This is a genomic window from Tamlana crocina (assembly GCA_040429635.1).
Classification (GTDB): Bacteria; Bacteroidota; Bacteroidia; order Flavobacteriales; family Flavobacteriaceae; genus Flavisericum; species Flavisericum crocinum.
Genome location: CP158972.1, coordinates 41,739 through 61,560 on the forward strand (window position 1 = coordinate 41,739; position 19,822 = coordinate 61,560).

General features: G+C 38.9%; 18 protein-coding genes. 10 read left to right on the plus strand and 8 right to left on the minus strand.

The features are described 5' to 3' along the window. Positions 1-86: 86 nt before the first annotated feature. Positions 87-3,140: an esterase-like activity of phytase family protein gene (locus ABI125_00175; GenBank protein ID XCF06294.1), complete on the plus strand. Its 3,054-nt coding sequence runs from the start codon at positions 87-89 to the stop codon at positions 3,138-3,140. An 85-nt stretch (positions 3,141-3,225) separates the two neighbouring features. Here the strand turns inward: ABI125_00175 and ABI125_00180 are convergent, their stop codons facing one another. The 4 genes from ABI125_00180 to ABI125_00195 all read right to left on the minus strand — a co-directional run bounded on the left by ABI125_00180 (position 3,226) and on the right by ABI125_00195 (position 4,591). Further along, complete coding sequence (locus tag ABI125_00180; protein XCF06295.1) at positions 3,226-3,426, minus strand: DUF6327 family protein; 201 nt, start codon at positions 3,424-3,426, stop codon at positions 3,226-3,228. A gap of 2 nt (positions 3,427-3,428) precedes the next feature. Further along, positions 3,429-3,776, minus strand: coding sequence for a hypothetical protein (locus tag ABI125_00185; GenBank protein ID XCF06296.1), 348 nt, complete (start codon positions 3,774-3,776; stop codon positions 3,429-3,431). A gap of 3 nt (positions 3,777-3,779) precedes the next feature. Next, on the minus strand, positions 3,780-4,112 hold the full coding sequence (locus ABI125_00190) for a YtxH domain-containing protein (protein XCF06297.1): 333 nt from the start codon (positions 4,110-4,112) through the stop codon (positions 3,780-3,782). Between the two features lie 122 nt (positions 4,113-4,234). Further along, the gene (locus ABI125_00195; protein XCF06298.1) at positions 4,235-4,591 is read right to left on the minus strand and encodes an ArsC/Spx/MgsR family protein; all 357 of its coding nucleotides are present in this window, start codon (positions 4,589-4,591) and stop codon (positions 4,235-4,237) included. 59 nt (positions 4,592-4,650) lie between these two features. Between ABI125_00195 and ABI125_00200 the strand changes: the two genes are divergently transcribed. After that, complete coding sequence (locus tag ABI125_00200) at positions 4,651-5,115, plus strand: DinB family protein (GenBank protein ID XCF06299.1); 465 nt, start codon at positions 4,651-4,653, stop codon at positions 5,113-5,115. Here ABI125_00200 and ABI125_00205 read toward each other — a convergent pair. After that, positions 5,095-5,817, minus strand: coding sequence for a DUF3298 domain-containing protein (locus ABI125_00205; GenBank protein XCF06300.1), 723 nt, complete (start codon positions 5,815-5,817; stop codon positions 5,095-5,097). The two genes, ABI125_00200 and ABI125_00205, sit on opposite strands and share 21 nt — an antisense overlap. Before the next feature lie 270 nt (positions 5,818-6,087). Then, positions 6,088-6,891, minus strand: coding sequence for a glutamate dehydrogenase (locus tag ABI125_00210; protein XCF06301.1), 804 nt, complete (start codon positions 6,889-6,891; stop codon positions 6,088-6,090). A 202-nt stretch (positions 6,892-7,093) separates the two neighbouring features. Between ABI125_00210 and gdhA the strand changes: the two genes are divergently transcribed. The 4 genes from gdhA (at position 7,094) to ABI125_00230 (ending at position 14,045) form a co-directional block, all read left to right on the plus strand. Further along, the gene (gene gdhA, locus ABI125_00215) at positions 7,094-8,437 is read left to right on the plus strand and encodes an NADP-specific glutamate dehydrogenase (protein XCF06302.1); all 1,344 of its coding nucleotides are present in this window, start codon (positions 7,094-7,096) and stop codon (positions 8,435-8,437) included. A 126-nt stretch (positions 8,438-8,563) separates the two neighbouring features. Beyond that, positions 8,564-10,912, plus strand: coding sequence for a two-component regulator propeller domain-containing protein (locus tag ABI125_00220; protein ID XCF06303.1), 2,349 nt, complete (start codon positions 8,564-8,566; stop codon positions 10,910-10,912). Further along, on the plus strand, positions 10,912-11,631 hold the full coding sequence (gene recO, locus ABI125_00225; protein ID XCF06304.1) for a DNA repair protein RecO: 720 nt from the start codon (positions 10,912-10,914) through the stop codon (positions 11,629-11,631). The genes ABI125_00220 and recO overlap by 1 nt, the downstream gene beginning before the upstream one ends. Positions 11,632-11,633: 2 nt before the next feature. Further along, positions 11,634-14,045 carry a TonB-dependent receptor gene (locus tag ABI125_00230; protein XCF06305.1) on the plus strand — a complete coding sequence of 804 codons (2,412 nt, stop codon included), beginning with the start codon at positions 11,634-11,636 and terminating at the stop codon, positions 14,043-14,045. Between the two features lie 52 nt (positions 14,046-14,097). Here the strand turns inward: ABI125_00230 and ABI125_00235 are convergent, their stop codons facing one another. Both ABI125_00235 and ABI125_00240 read right to left on the minus strand, forming a co-directional pair. Continuing rightward, entirely contained in the window at positions 14,098-16,044 is a 1,947-nt protein-coding gene (locus ABI125_00235) for a YgiQ family radical SAM protein (GenBank protein XCF06306.1), read from the minus strand. Positions 16,045-16,125: 81 nt separating this feature from the next. Further along, on the minus strand, positions 16,126-16,689 hold the full coding sequence (locus ABI125_00240) for a type 1 glutamine amidotransferase domain-containing protein (protein XCF06307.1): 564 nt from the start codon (positions 16,687-16,689) through the stop codon (positions 16,126-16,128). Between the two features lie 284 nt (positions 16,690-16,973). Between ABI125_00240 and rplM the strand changes: the two genes are divergently transcribed. From rplM to tsf, 4 genes are all read left to right on the plus strand, one after another. Further along, on the plus strand, positions 16,974-17,429 hold the full coding sequence (gene rplM / locus ABI125_00245; GenBank protein ID XCF06308.1) for a 50S ribosomal protein L13: 456 nt from the start codon (positions 16,974-16,976) through the stop codon (positions 17,427-17,429). Beyond that, positions 17,429-17,815 carry a 30S ribosomal protein S9 gene (gene rpsI, locus ABI125_00250; GenBank protein XCF06309.1) on the plus strand — a complete coding sequence of 129 codons (387 nt, stop codon included), beginning with the start codon at positions 17,429-17,431 and terminating at the stop codon, positions 17,813-17,815. Before rplM ends, rpsI begins: the two co-directional genes overlap by 1 nt. A 181-nt stretch (positions 17,816-17,996) precedes the next feature. Further along, positions 17,997-18,752, plus strand: a complete 756-nt coding sequence (gene rpsB / locus ABI125_00255) for a 30S ribosomal protein S2 (protein ID XCF06310.1) — start codon at positions 17,997-17,999, stop codon at positions 18,750-18,752. An 86-nt stretch (positions 18,753-18,838) separates the two neighbouring features. Next, positions 18,839-19,813, plus strand: coding sequence for a translation elongation factor Ts (tsf, locus tag ABI125_00260; GenBank protein XCF06311.1), 975 nt, complete (start codon positions 18,839-18,841; stop codon positions 19,811-19,813). The last annotated feature ends 9 nt before the right edge of the window (positions 19,814-19,822 follow it).

Consider the following 19,822-nt stretch of genomic DNA (forward strand, 5'->3'; position numbering starts at 1 on the left):
TATTTCATATTAAAATAAAACTGAGTTAATAGCCTAACGTGTTGTAATACTTTTATTTACTGGACAATTAATCCAACATAAATAAAATGAAAAAAATTACTTTTTTGGCTGGCCTATTGGCGCTGGCGATTACAACAACTGGTTTGGCTCAGAGCCCTTTGCAGCACTTGGCTTCTTACCAGACCAATGAAGAGGGTTCGGCTGAAACCGTAGCCTATGATGCTATTAACAAGCATGCGTTTTTCACCAACTCATCTACAAATACGTTTACTATTGTAGATATCAGCACGCCAACCAGTCCTGTTTTGGTGAAATCGGTAGATTTATCTACTTATGGAGCTGGGCCCAACTCAATTGCCGTGCATGAAGACCTTGTAGCCGTAGCCGTTGAGGCTGCTGTAAAGCAAAATCCTGGTGTGGTAGTTTTTTTTGATTTGGATGGGAATTTCATCAAGCAAATTACAGCGGGAGCTTTGCCCGATATGCTAACCTTTACACCAGATTGCTCTAAGCTTTTGGTGGCCAACGAAGGAGAGCCTTCAGATGATTATACCGTAGACCCAGAAGGTTCAATTACCGTTATCGATTTAACTTCTGGAATAGCTTCGGCAACTGCATCACATATCAATTTTAATAATTACGATGATAAAAAGGAATCGTTAAAGAATAAAGGCATTCGTATTTTCGGAAATAATGGAACCGCTAGTGTTTCACAAGATTTAGAGCCAGAATACATTACCGTTACCGAAGATGGTACTAAAGCCTTTGTAAGCTGCCAAGAAAATAATGCTTTGTTGGTATTGGATTTAACAACCAATGCAATTTTAGATATTTTGCCTTTAGGTTATAAAAACCACCTTTTAGGCACGCCAACCGTTAGCAGTTACATTGTTAACGAATTGGAAGAAAATTGGCCAACTTTAGGAACGCCAGTTTACGATGGAGGCCAGCCTACTGTAATGTTGGGCGGTTTTTCTGGTTTGTTTTACGATGCAGCAAACTCAACGGCTAATGAATATGTGTTTTACGCTGTTCCCGATAGAGGCCCGAATGATGCTACTACAAGCAAAAGTGCTGTAACACCGGCAACGACACAAAATTTACGCCCTTTTAAATTGCCAAACTACCAAGGAAGAATTGCCAAATTCACCTTAAACAAAACTACTGGCGATATTACTTTGAACGAGCAAATTTTATTGACCAGACAAGACGGCACTACGCCCATTACTGGAAAGGGAAATATTCCCGGATTTGATGAAGTGCCCGTAACCTATACCGATGCGTCTACAGATTACGCCAATGTTGATTATGTAGGGGCCGATTCAGAAGAATACCATGCGCTACCTTACGATGCCTACGGTGGGGATTTTGAAGGTATTCTTATTGACAAAGATGGTTATTTCTGGATGTGCGATGAGTACAGACCGGCCATTTATAAATTTCAAGCCAATGGCACATTAGTTGAACGATACGTACCAACAGGCACATCGTTATTAGGCGACACACCACAAACCGAAGGTACTTACGGGGCTGAAACTTTACCCGAGGTGTATTCCAAAAGAAGAGCCAATAGAGGTTTTGAGGCTATTGCTTACAATGAAGCCAACCACGTGGTTTACGCGTTTATACAATCGCCCATTGAAAACCCATCGAATGCGGTTAGAAACAATTCGGATGTCATCAGGATTTTAGGAATCAATGCCGATACCGGTGTGCCTGTTGAGGAATACGTTTACCTTTTGGAAAGAAACAAAGATGCAGGTTATGCTTCTTCAAGAGTGGATAAAATTGGTGACGCCGTTTATACCGGAAATGGAAAATTCTTGGTGATAGAAAGAGATTCTGAAGGCCCAGATGCCGATTATGGAAAAAAGTATGTTTTTGAAATCGACATCAATCAGGCTACAAATATTCTTAATGTATCGCTTTCCGGCGGAAAGGAATTGGAAGAAATGAGTGCTGACGAAATAGCTGCTCAAAACATTTTTCCCGTACACAAAAACAAAGTGGTTAATTTGCCGTCAATCGGTTATGTATCCTCCGATAAGGCCGAAGGCATCGCGTTATTGCCAAACAACGAAATTGCAGTAATTAACGATAACGATTTTGGTTTGGCTGGTGCAGGAATAACTGACAACAGCGTTTTGGGTATCATTTCTTTTGCAAACGATTATGGTTTTGATGCTTCGAACAAAGATGACGCCATCGATATAAAACAACATCCAACTTTGGGCATGTTTATGCCAGATGCTATTACTTCGTACGCTGTTGGCGGAATAAATTATATAGTAACGGCCAACGAGGGCGACTCGAGAGACTACGATGGTTATTCTGAAGAAGTGCGCGTAAAGGATTTAACACTGAATCCAGCCTATTATCCTAATGCTGCATCACTTCAAGAAAATGAAAACCTGGGAAGGTTAAAAACCACCATTGCCAATGGCGATTACGATAACGATGGTACTTACGAGCAAATTTATTCGTACGGCGGAAGATCGTTCTCAATTTTTGATCAATACGGAAACATTGTGTTTGATAGTGGCGACCAATTCGGACAAAAAATTGCTTCTGAAGAACCAACACTGTTTAACGAAGACGAAGAAGAGTTTGATGACCGATCTGACGATAAGGGTGGCGAGCCCGAAGCTGTTGCCGTAGCCGAAATTGAAGGGACCACTTATGCGTTTATTGGGTTGGAAAGACAAAGCGCTATCTTAATGTTCGATATTACCGACCCAAAAGATGTAGAGTTTATCACTTATTACAAGCACAATAGAGTTTCTGGCGATGTGGCTCCTGAAATCATAAAATTTGTGCCAGCAGCCGATAGCCCCAATTCCAAAAATTTACTTTTGGTGGGTTATGAGGTTAGTGGTTCTTTAGGAATTATTGAAATTGGTAATGAAGCTTTAAGCGTAAGCCAAGAAGTGGCCGAAAACAATTTTAAAATTTACCCCAACCCTGTGGTGAATTCACAGTTAAAATTCAACAAAAGCCTATCTGGTGCTATTTTTAATATAAACGGACAGGAAGTAAAAAGGTTTACCAATGAAACTGCTATTCCGGTTTCAGATTTAACATCGGGTGTTTATATTTTAAAAACCGAAAACCACGGTGTTAAGCGTTTTGTAAAACTATAAATTACAGTTTTCATTTTAGCTCAATGAATGAAAAAATCCCAACCAGTACTGGTTGGGATTTTTGTTTAATACATTGCTAATTTTTCTATTTCATTAATTTTTTCAATAGCATAAAACCACCGTACTTGCCCATCAATTTGAGACCTGACTGAATCCAGTTTAAAGGCTTCAAGCTATCTTTGTATTCCTCTTTTATGTTTTTCATTTCTTCCCAAGCAATTTGCCTTTCAAGATTTAAAATCTTTAAATCGCGCTCTATGCTTTCCGAATCTCGATAAATTTTCATAATCAATTAAAGAATTTTTTTGATAGCTTTTTAATGATAAAATTGTTGAGGTGCTTTCGCAATTGGAACAAGATTACCGAAAGGATAAAAAACAGTAATCCAACCGAAACAAAACCCAAAGCTGTATTGTTGAGCGCCTCGCCAATAGATAGTGCCAATGCCACGGCAAGAAAACTCACTCCAATAAGCGTAAACCCACCTATTAGAATGATTTTCATGACCATGCCAATGGAGATGGTTAATTGCTCAAAAATTTTAAGCTTGTAGTACTCGTAAGAAGTCTTTAGGTACTTTTCGCCAACTTTTGTGGCATGGGCATTTGTTTCGCTAACTGAATCTAGTAAACTCATGTATTACGATGTTTTCTGCAGTCTTTTGTTCTTTTCCTTTAGGGCTTTAAGTTTACTTTCCAAAGCGGTAATAACGTCTTCGGCTTTATAACTAGCATCTGAAACGATAGATTCAATTTCTTCATTGATATCTCGCTTTTTGCTGCTAGCCGTGCTGGCAATTTGCTCTTTTAGGGCGTCGGCTTTTTCAGCTAACTTATCCTTTGTGGCTTGTGCCTCATCAGCGATTCGTTGTCTGGTTTTACTGCCCTTGTCTGGTGCGAATAAAATTCCCAATGCGGCTCCTAATGCGGTGCCGGCAACAATTCCTAAAAATGTACTTCCGTTATTGTTCATAGTATTTATTTTTTTTAGTGTTAAACTTGATTATCACTAAATTACGCAAAATGAACGGTTTAATTTAACGTAAAACATTTAATTGTTGCCTTATATCAAAATATTGGAAAACTACGGAATCACTATAGGCTGGCGATAGTTACTTTAACGGCTTCAACCGTTTTTTTGGAACTTCCAATAAAAATTTGGTCGTTTACAATTATTACCGGGCGGCTCAAAAACGTGTAGTGTTGCAAAATGTAATTTTTAAAATCACGCTCGGTAAGATCTTGGTTTTTCAAGTCCATTTCTTTGTAAAGTTTAGCGCGTTTACTGAATAGCTTTTCGTAGCTTCCGGCCAATGTTTGCATCTCTTCCAACTGTTTTGCCGTTATTTCTTCGCCTTTTATATCTTGTAAGATGAAGTCTGAAGGCAAATTCAACTCTTTGATAATGCGTGTGCAGGTGTTGCAGGTTTTTAGGTAGTATACTTTTTTCATGGCATGTTATGTTTATAAAAACAAATTAAAACTATATTTATCGAAAAATTTAAATTAAGATGGATTTTACATTTCAGGTTTTACACAATACACGCCAGATTTTTACAAAAATAATTGAAGCCAATACTTTAGAAGACTTAAACAAAATACCTGCAGGTTTCAACAATAATATTATTTGGAACATTGGGCATATTGTAGTGACTGAACAGTTACTGGCTTATAAGCTGTCGGGTTTGGAACCATCAATTTCGGCGGATTTAATTAATAAATACCGAAAAGACACCAAGCCAGAAGGCGATGTTAGCCAAGCTGAGGTCGATGAAATTAAAGGTTTGCTGTCCTCTACTGTAAAGCAAACCGAACAAGACTACAAAAACGGAGCGTTTAGCAATTATAATGCTTATACGGTATCTACAACGGGCAACACGTTAAATAATATTGACGAAGCCTTGCAATTTATATTAACGCACGAAGGTATCCACTATGGTTATGTGTTGGCACTTTTAAAGGTGGTTAAACGCTAAAAAAGGTTCGGCTTCTTCATAGGGAATTTTGAATTCAATAATTCCAGTGGAATAAGGGGCAATTTCATAAGTATTATAAAGCAATACAAGTCCGTCTTCGGTGTAACCGATATTGGCTGGTAATTGGAATGCTTCCGTATCGAAAATAGCATGCTCTTTTTCGGCTATGGCTTTATCAAAATACGGTTTTGCCATTTTTTTGAACGCTTCAAGATCAGTAATTAATTTTTCGTTACTGATTCTGTTTCCGGTAGTGGCGTTAAAATTTAAAAAGGAAATATTTGATAGCCCATGCGCACCGCCCGTATTGGTGTAAGTGGTAATGGCCGCACAAATAATTTCGGGTGTTTGGTAAACCACTTCACCGTCTATTTGTGCTTCCCAAGGTAATTCGGTTTCAGGGAAATCACGTTTAAAACCTTGATATTCCTCATTGAAGCGTTTTATACTTTCTTCAATTGAAATGGAAGGTACATCATCAGGGTCACCAATGTGCAATGCCGTGGTTATGGTTTTTCTAATTTCAGAATTTATCTGCTCAGTTATAGTTTTTTTACCTTTGGCTTCAGGAATGTTAACTTCAACAATAGTGTTGTTTTCGGTAGTGATATTGATTTCTGAAAAGCTTGTTTTTACTTCTTTGTTACAGGATAAAACGAGTAGAAAAATAAGAATATAAAAGTAGCGTTGTTTTTGAAGCATAAAAAGATTTGTTTATGAACTCGTTTAAGCTTTTTGGATTGAAGCGGAAATTAGACGTTTTTTGCCCAATTGAAGGCTTTTTTTGAGTTGCATAGCATCGCTACGGAAAGAAAAAAAGGCAAAAAGTGGGTGAAAAAGGACAATTTTTTTAGCCAATTGAAAAAGTTTAAACGAGTTCTATACTATAAAGGTAACAATTGTGTTTAAATGGAATATTAAAATTATGCTAATTCAATAGCGGACAAATATTAGGGAAATGCCGTGCATTGGTTAATCTAAATAATAAATGTAGCCAATGTTAACCCAAACTAGCCAATCGTTATGCTTATTGCTTTCCAGTTGATGATTAAGGCCGTCAACCCAATCGCTAAAGTAGTATTGAAATCTGAAATCGAGCATTAAATCCGAAAGCCTGTCCAATTTATAGCGAACACCCGCACCCGTTACAACAGAAAATGTACTGCCCGGCGATGCATCCACCGAACCGGGCTCCCAGGCTGAATAAAAATTACTGGGGTCGGTAACGTCGCCAACCGCTGTAGGGTCTGGATTGGCATAGGTGGTACTAACTTCTGGAGTAAAATAAGTATAATGTACCCCTAAACTGGCAAAAGGTGCAAATCGATATCCAAAGGCTTGGAATGAACGGATGCTTAAAGGGAAAAATTCCAATTGCGTACCAATGTCTAAATTTTCAGCAATGCCTTTGTGCCCTCTTAATTGCTGAGCTTCAACACTAGTTTTACTGGGGTCTACCCATCTTCCTATATGTTCCAGATTGGTTTTGTTGTACGAGAGTTCGTTTCTCAACTTAAAATGGTCGTTAAAATAGGTGTCGGTAGTGTAGCAATTACAATCGGCCCGGTAAGCAAAGTTTAAGTAATGGACGACACCCACTCCAAAGCCCGAATTTCCAAAGTTTGTTTCAGAGTTGTCGCTAACTCCAAAGTCAGACCTAAATTGTAAAGGTCCAGCAATAACACCTAATTCGTGAGAAAAGCCTAATTGTGCAAAAACGGTTTGAAAACTTACAAAGAATAGTAACCCACAAGCCAAATATTTTAAGTTAAGCATAAAGAGGATTAATTTTTATAGAGGGCGTTACTACAGACAAATATAAAAAAAGAAGTTAAAGAAACAAACATTAATAGATAACGCGAAAATTCCTAAAAATATTTATTGTGAAATTCTAAAAAATAATGCATTTTTTTTGAATAAAACGTATATTTGCTTAAATAAATTACGTTTTATTAAATTTTTATATCATTTAGAATATATGAAACAAAGTGTTGACGAATTTTTGGAACTCGTAAAAAAGAGAAATGGCCATGAGCCCGAATTTTTACAAGCAGTAGAAGAGGTTGCCGAAACGGTAATACCTTACATAGTAAAGCACGATATATATTATGGCAAAAACATTCTGCTAAGAATGGTTGAGCCAGAGCGGTTGATTTCCTTTAGGGTGTGTTGGGTTGATGATGATGGCGAAATTCAAGTAAATCGTGGGTACAGGATTCAAATGAATTCGGCCATAGGGCCATATAAAGGCGGTTTAAGGTTCCATCCTTCTGTAAATGCTAGTATTTTGAAATTTTTGGCTTTCGAGCAGGTATTTAAAAACAGTTTGACTACGCTGCCTATGGGCGGTGGGAAAGGCGGAAGCGATTTCGACCCCAAAGGAAAAAGTGACAATGAGATTATGAGGTTTTGCCATGCCTTTATGAGTGAACTTTTTAGGCACATTGGCCCCAATACCGATATTCCTGCCGGCGATATTGGCGTAGGCGCCAGAGAGATTGGCTTTTTGTTCGGGATGTATAAAAAATTGAACAATGAGTTTACGGGAGTACTTACGGGAAAAGGTATGTCGTGGGGCGGTTCGTTAATCCGTCCAGAGGCCACGGGCTACGGTACGGTGTATTTTGCCCAAAAAATGTTGGAGACCAAAAATGATAATTTCGAAGGAAAAAAAGTTGTGGTGTCTGGTTCTGGTAATGTGGCGCAGTATGCAGCCGAAAAGGTGCTTCAGTTGGGCGGAACCGTATTGACGCTTTCAGATTCAGGGGGTTATATTTATGATTCCGAAGGCATCGATGAAGATAAACTCAAATTCGTTATGCATTTAAAAAATGAAAAAAGAGGGCGCATTAGTGAGTATTTAGACAAATATCCTAATGCCGAATACCACGAAGGGAAGACGCCTTGGGGCGTAAAGTGCGATGTGGCATTACCCTGTGCAACCCAAAACGAACTCGATAAAAATGATGCAGAAACTTTGTTGAAAAACGGATGTATTTGTGTGAGTGAAGGTGCTAATATGCCTTCAACCAAAGGTGCCATTGCGGCTTTCCATAAAGCTAAAATACTGTTTGCGCCCGGTAAGGCCTCAAATGCGGGTGGTGTAGCCACCTCTGGGTTGGAAATGACCCAAAACTCTCTAAGGTATAAATGGACCCGCGAAGAGGTAGACAATAAGTTGAAAGATATTATGTCCGACATCCATAAATCATGCCTGGAATACGGTAAAGACGAAGATGGCTATGTAGATTACGTTAGAGGTGCTAACATAGCCGGATTTGTAAAAGTGGCCGATGCCATGCTAGCCCAAGGTATTGTGTAAAGCAAAACCAACTAAACTAAATTAAACCAATGAAAGCTTCCTTAAGGGAAGCTTTTTTGTTATAAATATATGATTTTGAAGCAAAACTCGTTAGTTATAAATATATTTGAGTTTTCAAAAGTCCTCATGGTTAAAAGAATATTGTTTTTTGCTATAATAGCCTTACCGCTGCTATCGTTTTGCCAAGATTTTTCGGCGCTTTGGCAAGGTCATTTTTCGTTTAACGAAATTAAAGATTTGTCGTATGGCGGCAATAAAGTTTATGCGGCATCAACCAATGCGATTTTCAGCTTAGATGCAAATACCAACGAGATAGAAGAAATAACAACTATTAACGGGCTTTCGGGCGAAACCATCTCAACTATTTATTACAGTGAAGATTATCAATTATTGGTGGTTGGCTATGAAAACGGACTCATTGAAATTGTTTTTGATAATGATGATAATGTTTTGTCGGTTGTCGATATTATTGAAAAAGCCACGATTCCGGCCCAAAATAAAAAAATCAACCATTTCAATGCGTATCAAAACAAAATATATGTTTCAACCAATTTTGGTGTTTCTGTTTTCGATTTAGAGCGTTTGGAATTTGGAGACACTTATTTTATTGGCGACGGAGGCGCACAAGTGCAGGTGAGTCAAACCGCTATTTTGGGCAATTATGTTTATGCATCATGTATTGATGGCAACGGTATTAGGCGGGCTTTGGTAGATAGTGCTAATTTAATTGATTTTCAAAATTGGCAATTGGTTACTTCAGGAAGTTGGTATGCGGTTGAAGCTTTTCAGGAAAATTTGTATGCCACAAGAACCAATAACCGAATGTATCAAGTTTCACAAGGAGCCATTACAGAGGTGGCAGCTTATTCTGCTGTACCTAGAGATTTAAGAGCTGCGAACGAGAATTTGCTGGTTGCTACAACAAATAGGGTTTTTGTTTATGATTCTGGGTTTAGTGTACAGGCAGAAATCCCCGTCAACGAATCTTTCGAAACCAATTACACGGGCGCCATGCTTGGTGAAGGTTATGTTTACATTGGTACAACCGATTTTGGAATACTTAAAGTGCCCGTTGCAAACCCAGATACTATTGAAGAAGTTCATCCAGATGGGCCGTTGTTAAATATCCCGTTTTCCTTACAAATTGAACCCAACGGACTGTGGGTTACCTACGGCGAATACGATTTGTATTACAATCCCTATCCGTTGAATAACCGTGGTTTTAGTCATTTAAAAAACGGAGGATGGATAAATAATAGGTATTCTGAAGTTTTAGAAGCCAAATGTTTAAATAGTATTGCCGTAAACCCTTTGGATAACAATCAAGTGTTTATAAGTTCTTTTTTTAGTGGGTTGTTGGAGGTTAATGAGGATGTGCCTACCGTACTGTATAATGAATCAAACAGTGGTTTGGAATCTTTGGTTTTGCCTAACGACCCGAACCACATAGATGTTCGGGTAGGAGCCTCGACCTTTGATAACAATGGTTTATTATGGTTGACTAATGGACTGATAGAAAATCAACTAAAATCTTACAACCCCTCAAACAACCAATGGCGGTCATATCCTTTAAAAGAAATAATTCCTAAAGCTTTTGATAATAATGGTTTTGCCGATATACTAATCGACAATAATAACACAAAATGGATGGCTGCAGGCTATAGCTATGGTGTTTTGGCCTTCAATGAAAATTATGGAACAAATGGGATAAAAGCCATTTATAGAGAAGACGAAAATATGCCCACTACTTTTGTTACTGCACTAGCGCTTGATAATAGAAATCAGCTATGGATTGGCACGGAAAAAGGTATTCGTGTATTGTACAATACCTCAAACTTTTTTGACGATGATTCGGCAGAGGTGGATGAAATCATTATTGAAGAAGATGGCGTGGCCAAAGAGCTGCTGTTCCAGCAATATATTACCGATATAAAAGTGGATGGCGCTAATAATAAATGGATTGGCACTGTAGATTCCGGGGTGTATTTGTTTTCGCCCAACGGACAAAACACCATTTTTCATTTTACAAAAGAAAACTCACCGATGCCATCAAATAGTGTTCGCGATATCGCCTTAGATGAAAATAACGGTATGGTGTACATCGCTACTACCAGAGGCTTGGTGTCGTTTCAATCGGGAAGTTCTTCAACTACCGAAGATCTGGAAAGCGCCTATGTTTATCCCAATCCCGTTAGGCCCGGTTTCGATATGGTGGAAGACAAAGTGAAAATAAAAGACATTTCAGAAAATGTAAACATTAAAATTACTGATATTGAAGGTAATTTAGTCGCCGAAGCCCAATCTAGAACCAATCAACGCTATGAAGGTTTCAATTTGGAAATTGATGGCGGAACGGCTTATTGGAACGGAAAAAACCTAGCCAACAATTTGGTGGCCTCTGGGGTCTATTTGGTCATGCTTTCCGATTTGGATACCTTTGAAACCAAAGTCTTAAAACTAATGGTGGTGCGCTAATGTTGGTAACCACAAACGCTATTGTACTCTCTAAATTAAGGTATAAAGACAACGATCTTATCGTTAAATGTTATACCCAAAAGTTGGGGGTGATGAGTTTTTTGCTCCGAGGTGTTTTAAAGAGCAAAAAAGGAAACTCCAAAGCGGCCTATTTTCAGTTGTTATCACAATTACAAATTGTAACGACATATAAAAACAATAGGGGTTTGCAATCCATAAAAGAGACAAAACCACACTGTATTTACTCCAGTTTGCATACCCATGTGTTAAAAAGCGCTATTGTTATGTTTCTTTCCGAAGTGCTGGCCAGTACGTTGCAGGAAGAAGAACAAAACGAAAATCTGTACCATTATTTGGAAAATACACTGTTGTGGCTAGACTCTCAGGCCGAATATTCCAATTTTCATTTATTGTTTTTAGTGAAGCTTACCAAATATTTAGGGTTTTACCCAGACTTAACTAACATTGAGTTTCAATATTTTAATTTGTTGGAAGGCGAGTTCGAGTTAAAGCCCAGTGGCAAGCACAGTATTTACGGAGAGGATTTAACTTTGCTAAAAACCCTCTTGGGCACAACATTTGATGCATTATCAGATATAAAAATCAACGCCAAACAAAGGCAGTCTTTTTTGGGCAAGATTTTATTGTATTATGAGTTGCATTTAGGTAGTTTTAGATCGCCAAAATCCCTACAGATATTGAACCAAGTTTTCAGTTGAACATGAATTTTAAATTTACATTTCTTTTCTTTTTACTGGTTTCATTATCATGCTATGCCCAAAATATAAAAGTCCTGAACAGTGATACCAACGAACCCGTTTTGGGAGTAGCCATTTACAATATCGATAAGTCGAAAAGTGTCGTAACTAATTTCCGAGGGGAAGCCGATATCAATATTTTTTCAGAAAACGAAGTGATTTATTTTAAGCATTTGTCGCACCTTTTAAAAATGCTCACCAAAAAGGATATCGATAAAACCAACCGGATATATTTAGTTTCGAATACGCAAGGTTTGAGAGAAATAGTGATTTCAGCTTCAAAGTTCGAACAGAGTAAAAGGGATATTCCACAGAAAATAAATACCGAAACGTTGAGCGACATCCAATTTGCCAACCCACAAACCAGCGCCGATCTATTAGGTAATACGGGGCAGGTATATATTCAGAAAAGTCAGTTGGGTGGCGGAAGCCCCATGATACGCGGGTTTTCAACCAATCGTTTGCTCATTACGGTGGATGGTGTTCGGATGAACAACGCGATATTTCGCGGTGGAAATTTGCAGAATATCATTTCCATAGACCCCTTTTCCATTGAACATACCGAAGTAACGCTTGGTGCCGGTTCAGTGATTTACGGCAGCGACGCCATTGGCGGCGTTATGGGGTTTTACAGCCAAAAGCCAAAGTTAAGTTTGTCGGATTCTTTATTGTTTCAGTCGAATGCTGTGGTGCGATACAGCTCGGCAAACGATGAAAAAACGGGGCATTTCGATTTTAATCTCAGCTACAAAAAATGGGCTTTTGTTACCAGTGCCACTTATTCCGATTTTGGTGATTTAAGGATGGGAAGCCACGGCCCAAACGAGTATTTAAGACCAGAATTTGTTTCGACTACTAACGAAGGCGATCAGGTTGTAACAAACAGCAACCCTTTGGTGCAGAGGTTTTCAGGCTACAATCAACTTAACCTGATGCAAAAAGTAAGCTATCAACCCTATGAAAATTTAAGTTTCGATTTGGGGTTGTTTTATAGCACCACATCCCATTTTCCGCGTTACGACCGATTGATTCGATACCGAAGTGGCACTTTACGTTCGGCCGAATGGAATTACGGTCCGCAAAACTGGCTCATGTCCAACTTGCAGATTACCAAGTTGAGCAGCAGTTCAAATTTGTACGATAAAATAAAAGCCACCTTGGCCTACCAAAATTTTCAGGAAAGCCGAATGGACCGCGATTTTCAATCTTCAGCCCGTAATGTTCGCGAAGAAGCTGTTGATGCCTATTCCTTCAATTTAGATTTTGAAAAAAGGCTTAGCCTTAAAACCGAAATGTTTTATGGTGTGGAATATGTTTTCAACAAAGTTTGGTCTGAAGGAGAAGAAGAAAACATCTCAACGAATACCATCATCCCCACGGTTTCCAGATACCCCAATGGGGCCAGTTGGCAATCGGCAGCCGTTTATTCCAGTATTAAATACAAGCCCAATCCCAAATTTGTGTTGCAATCGGGGCTGCGGTTCAACCATGTGATTTCTGAAGCTGATTTTACGGAAAACAACGCTTATTTGAACCTTCCTTTTGATTCATCAAAAAACGAATCTTCTGCACTTACCGGAACTGCCGGCATCAGTTGGTCGCCAAGTAATATATTGCAATGGCGATTAAATGCCTCATCGGCGTTTAGAGCGCCCAACATTGATGATGTCGGGAAGGTGTTCGATTCTGAGCCAGGGTCGGTGGTGGTACCCAATAATAGTCTGAAACCCGAATATGCTTACGGCGGCGAATTGGGTTTGAAGTTGAATTTTAACAATAAGTTATTACTCGATTTAAGCACCTACTACACCTATTTGGATAATGCTTTGGTGCGTCGCGATTTCAGTTTGAACGGTGAAACCGAAATGGTTTATGATGGCGAATTGAGCGATGTACAGGCCATTCAAAATGCATCAAAAGCGTGGATTCATGGTTTTGAAGTGGGATTGAAAATGAATTTTTCGAACAACGTGCATTTGGCATCGCAGTACAATATTATTGGCGGAACAGAAACCGCAGGAAATATTGAAGTGCCCGTTAGGCACGTAGCGCCTGCTTTTGGGAACACCCATTTGGTTGGACGATTCGGTAGACTGAAAATGGATTTATTTGCCAATTACAATGGCGATTTGGCCTATAACGAAATGGCACCATCAGAAACCGAAAAGGATTACATCTATGCGCTCGATGGCAACGGTAATCCGTACAGTCCGTCGTGGTACACCTTAAACTTTAGGGCGCAATATCAATTGGCATCCTCAACTACCATTACGGCCAGTTTGGAAAATATTACCGATCAGCGGTATAAAACCTATTCTTCGGGTATTGCTGCGGCAGGACGTAATTTTATTTTGGCTGTAAAGTATAGTTTGTAATTTGCCATTCCTGCAATGACGTCCGTAGATTATAATTCCTTAAAACCCCTTTTTACTTTCGTTTATTTCTTTTCTTGTATTGAATCTTGTTTTTCCTTTGGTTAAAAGGCACGGCATCGTCAAAAGTATGCTTGGGTTTACCCGGTTTATTTTTACGCCAATTATCGTTTTCTGGAAGAAGTTTTTTAAGCAAATCCTGCCGTCCAAGTTTGTTCAGTGTTTTTTTAATCCACGCTTTGTTTTCGTCTTTGTACCAAAAGAAAAATCGATGCTGTTCGTCCTTCTCCTTTCGGGTTTTCGGCGTATTTACTTTTTGAAGCGTGTACGGGTGGTATCCACTATAATAAATTACCGTAGCCACAGTCATGGGTGTTGGCGTAAAGCCTTGTACTTGCTCCAATTGGAAGCCCATATCTTTGGTTTCGGCAGCAAGATTGGCCATATCTTCAGCTTCGCAAGCCGGGTGGTTGGAAATAAAATACGGAATCAACTGAAGCTTCAACTTATGCTTGTTGTTGATTTTATCGAAACGGTCTTTAAACTTATGGAAATAACTGAACGATGGTTTCCGCATCAATTTTAAAACAGGATCACTGGTGTGTTCGGGCGCTACTTTTAACCTGCCCGACACGTGTTTGGTCATCACCTCTTCGGTATAATCGTCTAACTCTTTAGGGTCGGCATTTTTATTGAATTCCGGCACCAACATATCGTGGCGTATTCCGCTTCCGATAAATGATTTTTTTACTTTCGGATGGCTATCAACGGCCTGATATAATTCTGTTAGCGGTTTGTGCGAAGTATCTAAATTGCTACATATAACTGGTGAAATACAACTCGGTGCGACACACTTGTCGCAAATTGATTGTATTTTTCCTTTCATTTTATACATATTCGCACTTGGGCCACCAATATCAGATAAATACCCTTTGAAATCGGGCATATTAGCCACCGTATCGACTTCCTTTAAAATGGATTCTTTGCTACGCGATGCGATAAATTTGCCTTGGTGCGCCGAAATGGTACAAAAACTGCAACCGCCAAAACACCCGCGATGGATGTTGATGGAAAATTTAATCATTTCGAAGGCCGGGATAGGGCCTCGTTTATTGTATTTTGGGTGCGGCAAACGCGTGTACGGCAAATCGAAAGAGGCATCGATTTCCTCTTCGGTCATGGTTGGATATGGCGGATTAATCATCAACATCTTATTCCCTACTTTCTGAAAAATGCGTCGCGCCGCCAATTTATTGGATTCCTGCTCAATTACCTTAAAGTTTGAGGCATAGGCCTTTTTATCTTTTAAACAGGTTTCGTGTGAAGCAATTTCTACATCTTCCCAATTTTTGTTCTTCGGAATATCGGCTTCATCATTTAAAAGTACCGCCGTTTGGTTTACAGTGTTTATACTTTCAAAAGGCACCCCTTTTTCGAGCAAGCGCACAATTTCACGAAGTGGTTGTTCGCCCATGCCGTACACCAACATATCGGCTTTCGAGGTTTCCAAAATGGTTGGCATCAGTTGGTCGCTCCAATAATCGTAGTGCGTAACCCGTCGTAACGAGCCTTCAATCCCGCCAATTAAAACAGGGGTATCTGGCCATTTTTCCTTTAAGATTTTACTGTAAACGGTTGATGCATAATCGGGACGGAAACCAATATCGCCGTTGGGCGTGTAAGCATCTTTATCTCGACGTTTTTTATTGGCGTTATAGTTACTGATCATGGGATCCATGCAACCTCCCGTAACCCCAAAAAACAGTCGGGGCTTGCCCAACTTAACAAAATCCTGAAGATTATCGTTCACATTAGGCTGCGGCACAATAGCCACTTTAAGCCCAAAGCTTTCCAACAACCGCCCAATTACGGCCGGCCCAAATGTGGGATGATCCACATAAGCATCGCCGCTAAACAGGATAACATCAAGTTCTTCCCATCCGCGAATCTTTACCTCTTTGTTTGTGGTGGGTAACCAATCTGAAAGTTTTAACTCTTGCATAGCGATGCAAAAATACGTAAAAATAAAAGAGCAGAATCTTAAATTAAGACTCTGCTCTTTAAATAGTTATTTTAAATTGGATTAAGCTGTTTGCATTTCGTGTTTACCTTCATAAACCTCTTCAACCAATTTCGAGTTGAATGCCGGCAAATCGTTAGGGTTTCTGCTGGTTACCAATCCTTCATCTACAACAACCTCTTGATCTACCCAATGGGCGCCTGCATTTTTAATATCGGTTTTAATAGAATCGTAAGAAGTCACTTTTCTTCCCTGTAATACATCGGCTTCCGCCAACAACCAAGGTGCATGGCAAATGGCGCCGACTGGTTTTTTATTTTCAAAAAACGATTTTACAAAACCTATTGCCTTTTCATTTTTTCTGAGCAAGTCAGGGTTAATTACCCCGCCTGGAAGCATCAAAGCATTGTAATCGCTGTGGGTCACTTCATCTACAGTTTTATCTACCTGATAGGTTTCACTGCTCCAATTGCCGTTGGTCCAACCTTTAATTTCTCCTTTTTCAAGAGAAACAATGTGAACATCGGCACCGGCTTCTTCCAAAGCTTTTTTAGGTTCTTTTAATTCACTTTCTTCAAATCCATTGGTTGCTAAAATTGCAACGGTCTTTTTCTTTAAATCTTCCATTTGTAAATTATTTTAGTTATTATTTTGCGTTTATCTAAAGATACATATGTTCTTTACAATGCCCAAAGCTAGTAGTGTGTTTAACCCAAGCTTAACAGGTTTTGTTAACATCTATTAAATTATCGATTTTAAACCAACAGAAAATCAGTGCTTCCCACAATCTGAGGTATCCAAAAATCTGGTTTAAAATAATATAGCTTCACTATTTGGTAATCAAATATATAATCGTAAATTTGCAAACTCTTTTTGAGAGAGGAATGTTTAATAATTAAAAATCAATTAGTGTGGACACATTAAGCTACAAAACGATTTCGGCCAACAAAGCTACTGTAAATAAAGAGTGGGTTGTTGTTGATGCTGAAGGTCAGGCGCTTGGTCGTTTAGCTTCTAAAGTTGCAAAACTTTTAAGAGGTAAACACAAGCCAAACTTCACACCTCATGTTGATTGTGGTGATAACGTAATTGTTATCAACGCAGACAAAGTCACTTTATCTGGTAACAAATGGAACGATAAAACGTACATTCGTCACACTGGATATCCAGGAGGTCAAAGAAGTTTAACTGCTACCGAATTGTACGGAAAAGATCCTGCAAGAGTAGTAGAGAAATCAGTAAAAGGAATGTTACCTAAAAACAAATTAGGTGCCGATTTATTCCGTAACCTAACTGTTGTTGTTGGTACAGAGCACAAACACGAAGCCCAAAAGCCAAAAGCAATCAATTTAAACGAATTTAATTAATGGAAGTAATTCACAAAATCGGCCGTAGAAAGACGGCTGTTGCTCGTGCTTATGTTGCTGCTGGAAGCGGAAACATAACGATTAACAAAAAAGACATAGCTAATTACTTTACTACAGCTACTTTACAGTACAAAGTAAAGCAACCTTTAACTATGACTAACAATGAAAGCAACTTTGATATTACCGTAAATGTATATGGAGGTGGTATTACTGGACAAGCGGAAGCTGTACGTTTAGCCATTTCGCGCGCTATGTGCGAAGTAGATGCAGAAAACAGAGGCATCCTTAAGCCAGAAGGTTTGTTAACAAGAGATCCAAGAATGGTAGAGCGTAAGAAATTCGGTCAGAAGAAAGCGCGTAAGAAATTCCAGTTCTCTAAACGTTAATATCATTTTCATTGCAATGCCGCGCTTCGGCGCTGCATTTCACTATTATCAAAAATTAAACACAGTTATTGTTGTACTAGTTGAAAAGACTAGAATTAGTTTAGCATCTAAATGGTTGAGGCGAATTTTAAAAATGACCACTTAATCATTGCTAATTCAACAGAACGTAAACTATTAAAAAATGGCAGTAGAAGTAAAAGAATTACTGGAAGCAGGTGTACATTTTGGACACCTTACACGTAAGTGGGACCCAAACATGGCGCCTTACGTATATATGGAGCGTAACGGCATCCATATCATTAACCTATATAAAACAGCGGCTAAAATTGATGAGGCCGGAGCAGCTCTTGCTAAAATTGCAGCTTCAGGACGTAAAATTTTATTCGTTGCCACTAAAAAACAAGCAAAGGATATTGTTGCTGAAAAAGCTGGCGATATTAACATGCCTTACATCACAGAAAGATGGCCAGGTGGTATGTTAACCAACTTCGTAACGATTAGAAAAGCCGTAAAGAAAATGGCTTCTATCGATAGAATGAAGAAAGACGGTACTTTCAACACATTATCTAAAAAAGAGCGTTTACAAGTAGACCGTTTAAGAGCTAAGTTAGAGAAAAACTTAGGTTCTATTAGCGACATGACTCGTTTACCAGGTGCATTGTTTGTTGTAGATATTAAGCGTGAGCACATCGCGATTAAAGAAGCTCAAAAATTAAACATTCCAATCTTTGCAATGGTTGATACCAACTCTGACCCACGTCAAGTTGATTACGTAATCCCTGCAAACGACGATGCTTCAAAATCGATTGATAAAATTTTATCTCACGTAACTTCAGCAATTTCAACTGGTTTAGCAGAGCGTAAAGCTGAAAAAGAAGCTTCTGATAAAGATGCTCCTAAAGCTAAAAAAGCGGTTGCCGCAAACGAAGAAGAATAAAATAACATTAACAAAACATGATTAAGTCGTTTGATGCTTTTCTTTGTGGAAATCAATTGAACGACTTTTTTAAATTATAAATCACTATGAGTACTACAGTAAAAGTTACAGCAGCTGAAGTAAACAAATTAAGACAAGCTACCGGTGCAGGTATGATGGACTGTAAAAAAGCGCTTGTTGAGGCTGAAGGCGATTTCGATAAAGCTATCGAAGTATTGCGTAAAAAAGGACAAAAAGTAGCAGAAAAGAGAGCCGATAGAGATTCTTCTGAAGGTGCTGCTGTTGCTAAAGTTAATGCAGATCAAACCGCTGGCGTTGCTATCGTTTTGGGTTGCGAAACAGACTTTGTTGGTAAAAACGAAAACTTCTTGGCTTTAGCTAACGATTTGGCCGAGCTTGCTTTAAACTACAACTCTAAGGAAGAATTTTTAGCGGCCGATTTTAACGGCATGACCGTTGCCGATAAATTAGTTGAGCAAACTGGTGTAATTGGTGAAAAACTAGACATCAACGCTTTTGAAAAATTAGAAGCACCTTACGTTGGTTCTTACGTTCACATTAACAAAATTGCTGCTTTGGTAGGATTGACCGCTAAAGTTGACAACGCTGAAACTTTAGTGAAAGACGTTGCTATGCAAGTCGCATCAATGGGTGCCACTTCTTTATCTTACAAAGATTTCGACCCAGCATACGTCGCTTCTGAAACTGAAGCTAGAATCGCTGTTATCGAAAAAGAAAACATCGAATTGGGCCGTTTAGGAAAAACTCTTAAAAATGTACCACAATACATTTCTATGGCGCAATTAACTCCTGAAGTATTGGCTAAAGCTGAAGAAGAAGCTAAAGCTCAATTAGCTGCTGAAGGAAAACCAGAAAAAATCTGGGGTAACATTTTACCAGGAAAAATGCAACGTTTTGTTTCAGACAACACTACTTTAGATCAAGAGCAATGCTTATTGGATCAAAAGTTCATCAAAGATGAAAAGAAAACTGTTGCCGAGTACGTCTCATCTTATGGTGAAGTTGAAATCGCTGGTTTCAAACGTGCTACAGTAGGATAATAAATTCCT

Coding starts and splice junctions, on each gene's coding strand:
- ABI125_00195 (XCF06298.1), bottom strand. CDS start 4,591: ATGAAAAAAGTATACTACCTAAAAACCTGCAACACCTGCACACGCATT.
- ABI125_00235 (XCF06306.1), bottom strand. CDS start 16,044: ATGCAAGAGTTAAAACTTTCAGATTGGTTACCCACCACAAACAAAGAG.
- tsf (XCF06311.1), top strand. CDS start 18,839: ATGAGTACTACAGTAAAAGTTACAGCAGCTGAAGTAAACAAATTAAGA.
- ABI125_00205 (XCF06300.1), bottom strand. CDS start 5,817: ATGCTTCAAAAACAACGCTACTTTTATATTCTTATTTTTCTACTCGTT.
- ABI125_00185 (XCF06296.1), bottom strand. CDS start 3,776: ATGAGTTTACTAGATTCAGTTAGCGAAACAAATGCCCATGCCACAAAA.
- ABI125_00220 (XCF06303.1), top strand. CDS start 8,564: ATGGTTAAAAGAATATTGTTTTTTGCTATAATAGCCTTACCGCTGCTA.
- gdhA (XCF06302.1), top strand. CDS start 7,094: ATGAAACAAAGTGTTGACGAATTTTTGGAACTCGTAAAAAAGAGAAAT.
- ABI125_00240 (XCF06307.1), bottom strand. CDS start 16,689: ATGGAAGATTTAAAGAAAAAGACCGTTGCAATTTTAGCAACCAATGGA.
- rpsI (XCF06309.1), top strand. CDS start 17,429: ATGGAAGTAATTCACAAAATCGGCCGTAGAAAGACGGCTGTTGCTCGT.
- ABI125_00190 (XCF06297.1), bottom strand. CDS start 4,112: ATGAACAATAACGGAAGTACATTTTTAGGAATTGTTGCCGGCACCGCA.
- ABI125_00230 (XCF06305.1), top strand. CDS start 11,634: ATGAATTTTAAATTTACATTTCTTTTCTTTTTACTGGTTTCATTATCA.
- ABI125_00200 (XCF06299.1), top strand. CDS start 4,651: ATGGATTTTACATTTCAGGTTTTACACAATACACGCCAGATTTTTACA.
- ABI125_00175 (XCF06294.1), top strand. CDS start 87: ATGAAAAAAATTACTTTTTTGGCTGGCCTATTGGCGCTGGCGATTACA.
- ABI125_00210 (XCF06301.1), bottom strand. CDS start 6,891: ATGCTTAACTTAAAATATTTGGCTTGTGGGTTACTATTCTTTGTAAGT.
- recO (XCF06304.1), top strand. CDS start 10,912: ATGTTGGTAACCACAAACGCTATTGTACTCTCTAAATTAAGGTATAAA.
- rpsB (XCF06310.1), top strand. CDS start 17,997: ATGGCAGTAGAAGTAAAAGAATTACTGGAAGCAGGTGTACATTTTGGA.
- ABI125_00180 (XCF06295.1), bottom strand. CDS start 3,426: ATGAAAATTTATCGAGATTCGGAAAGCATAGAGCGCGATTTAAAGATT.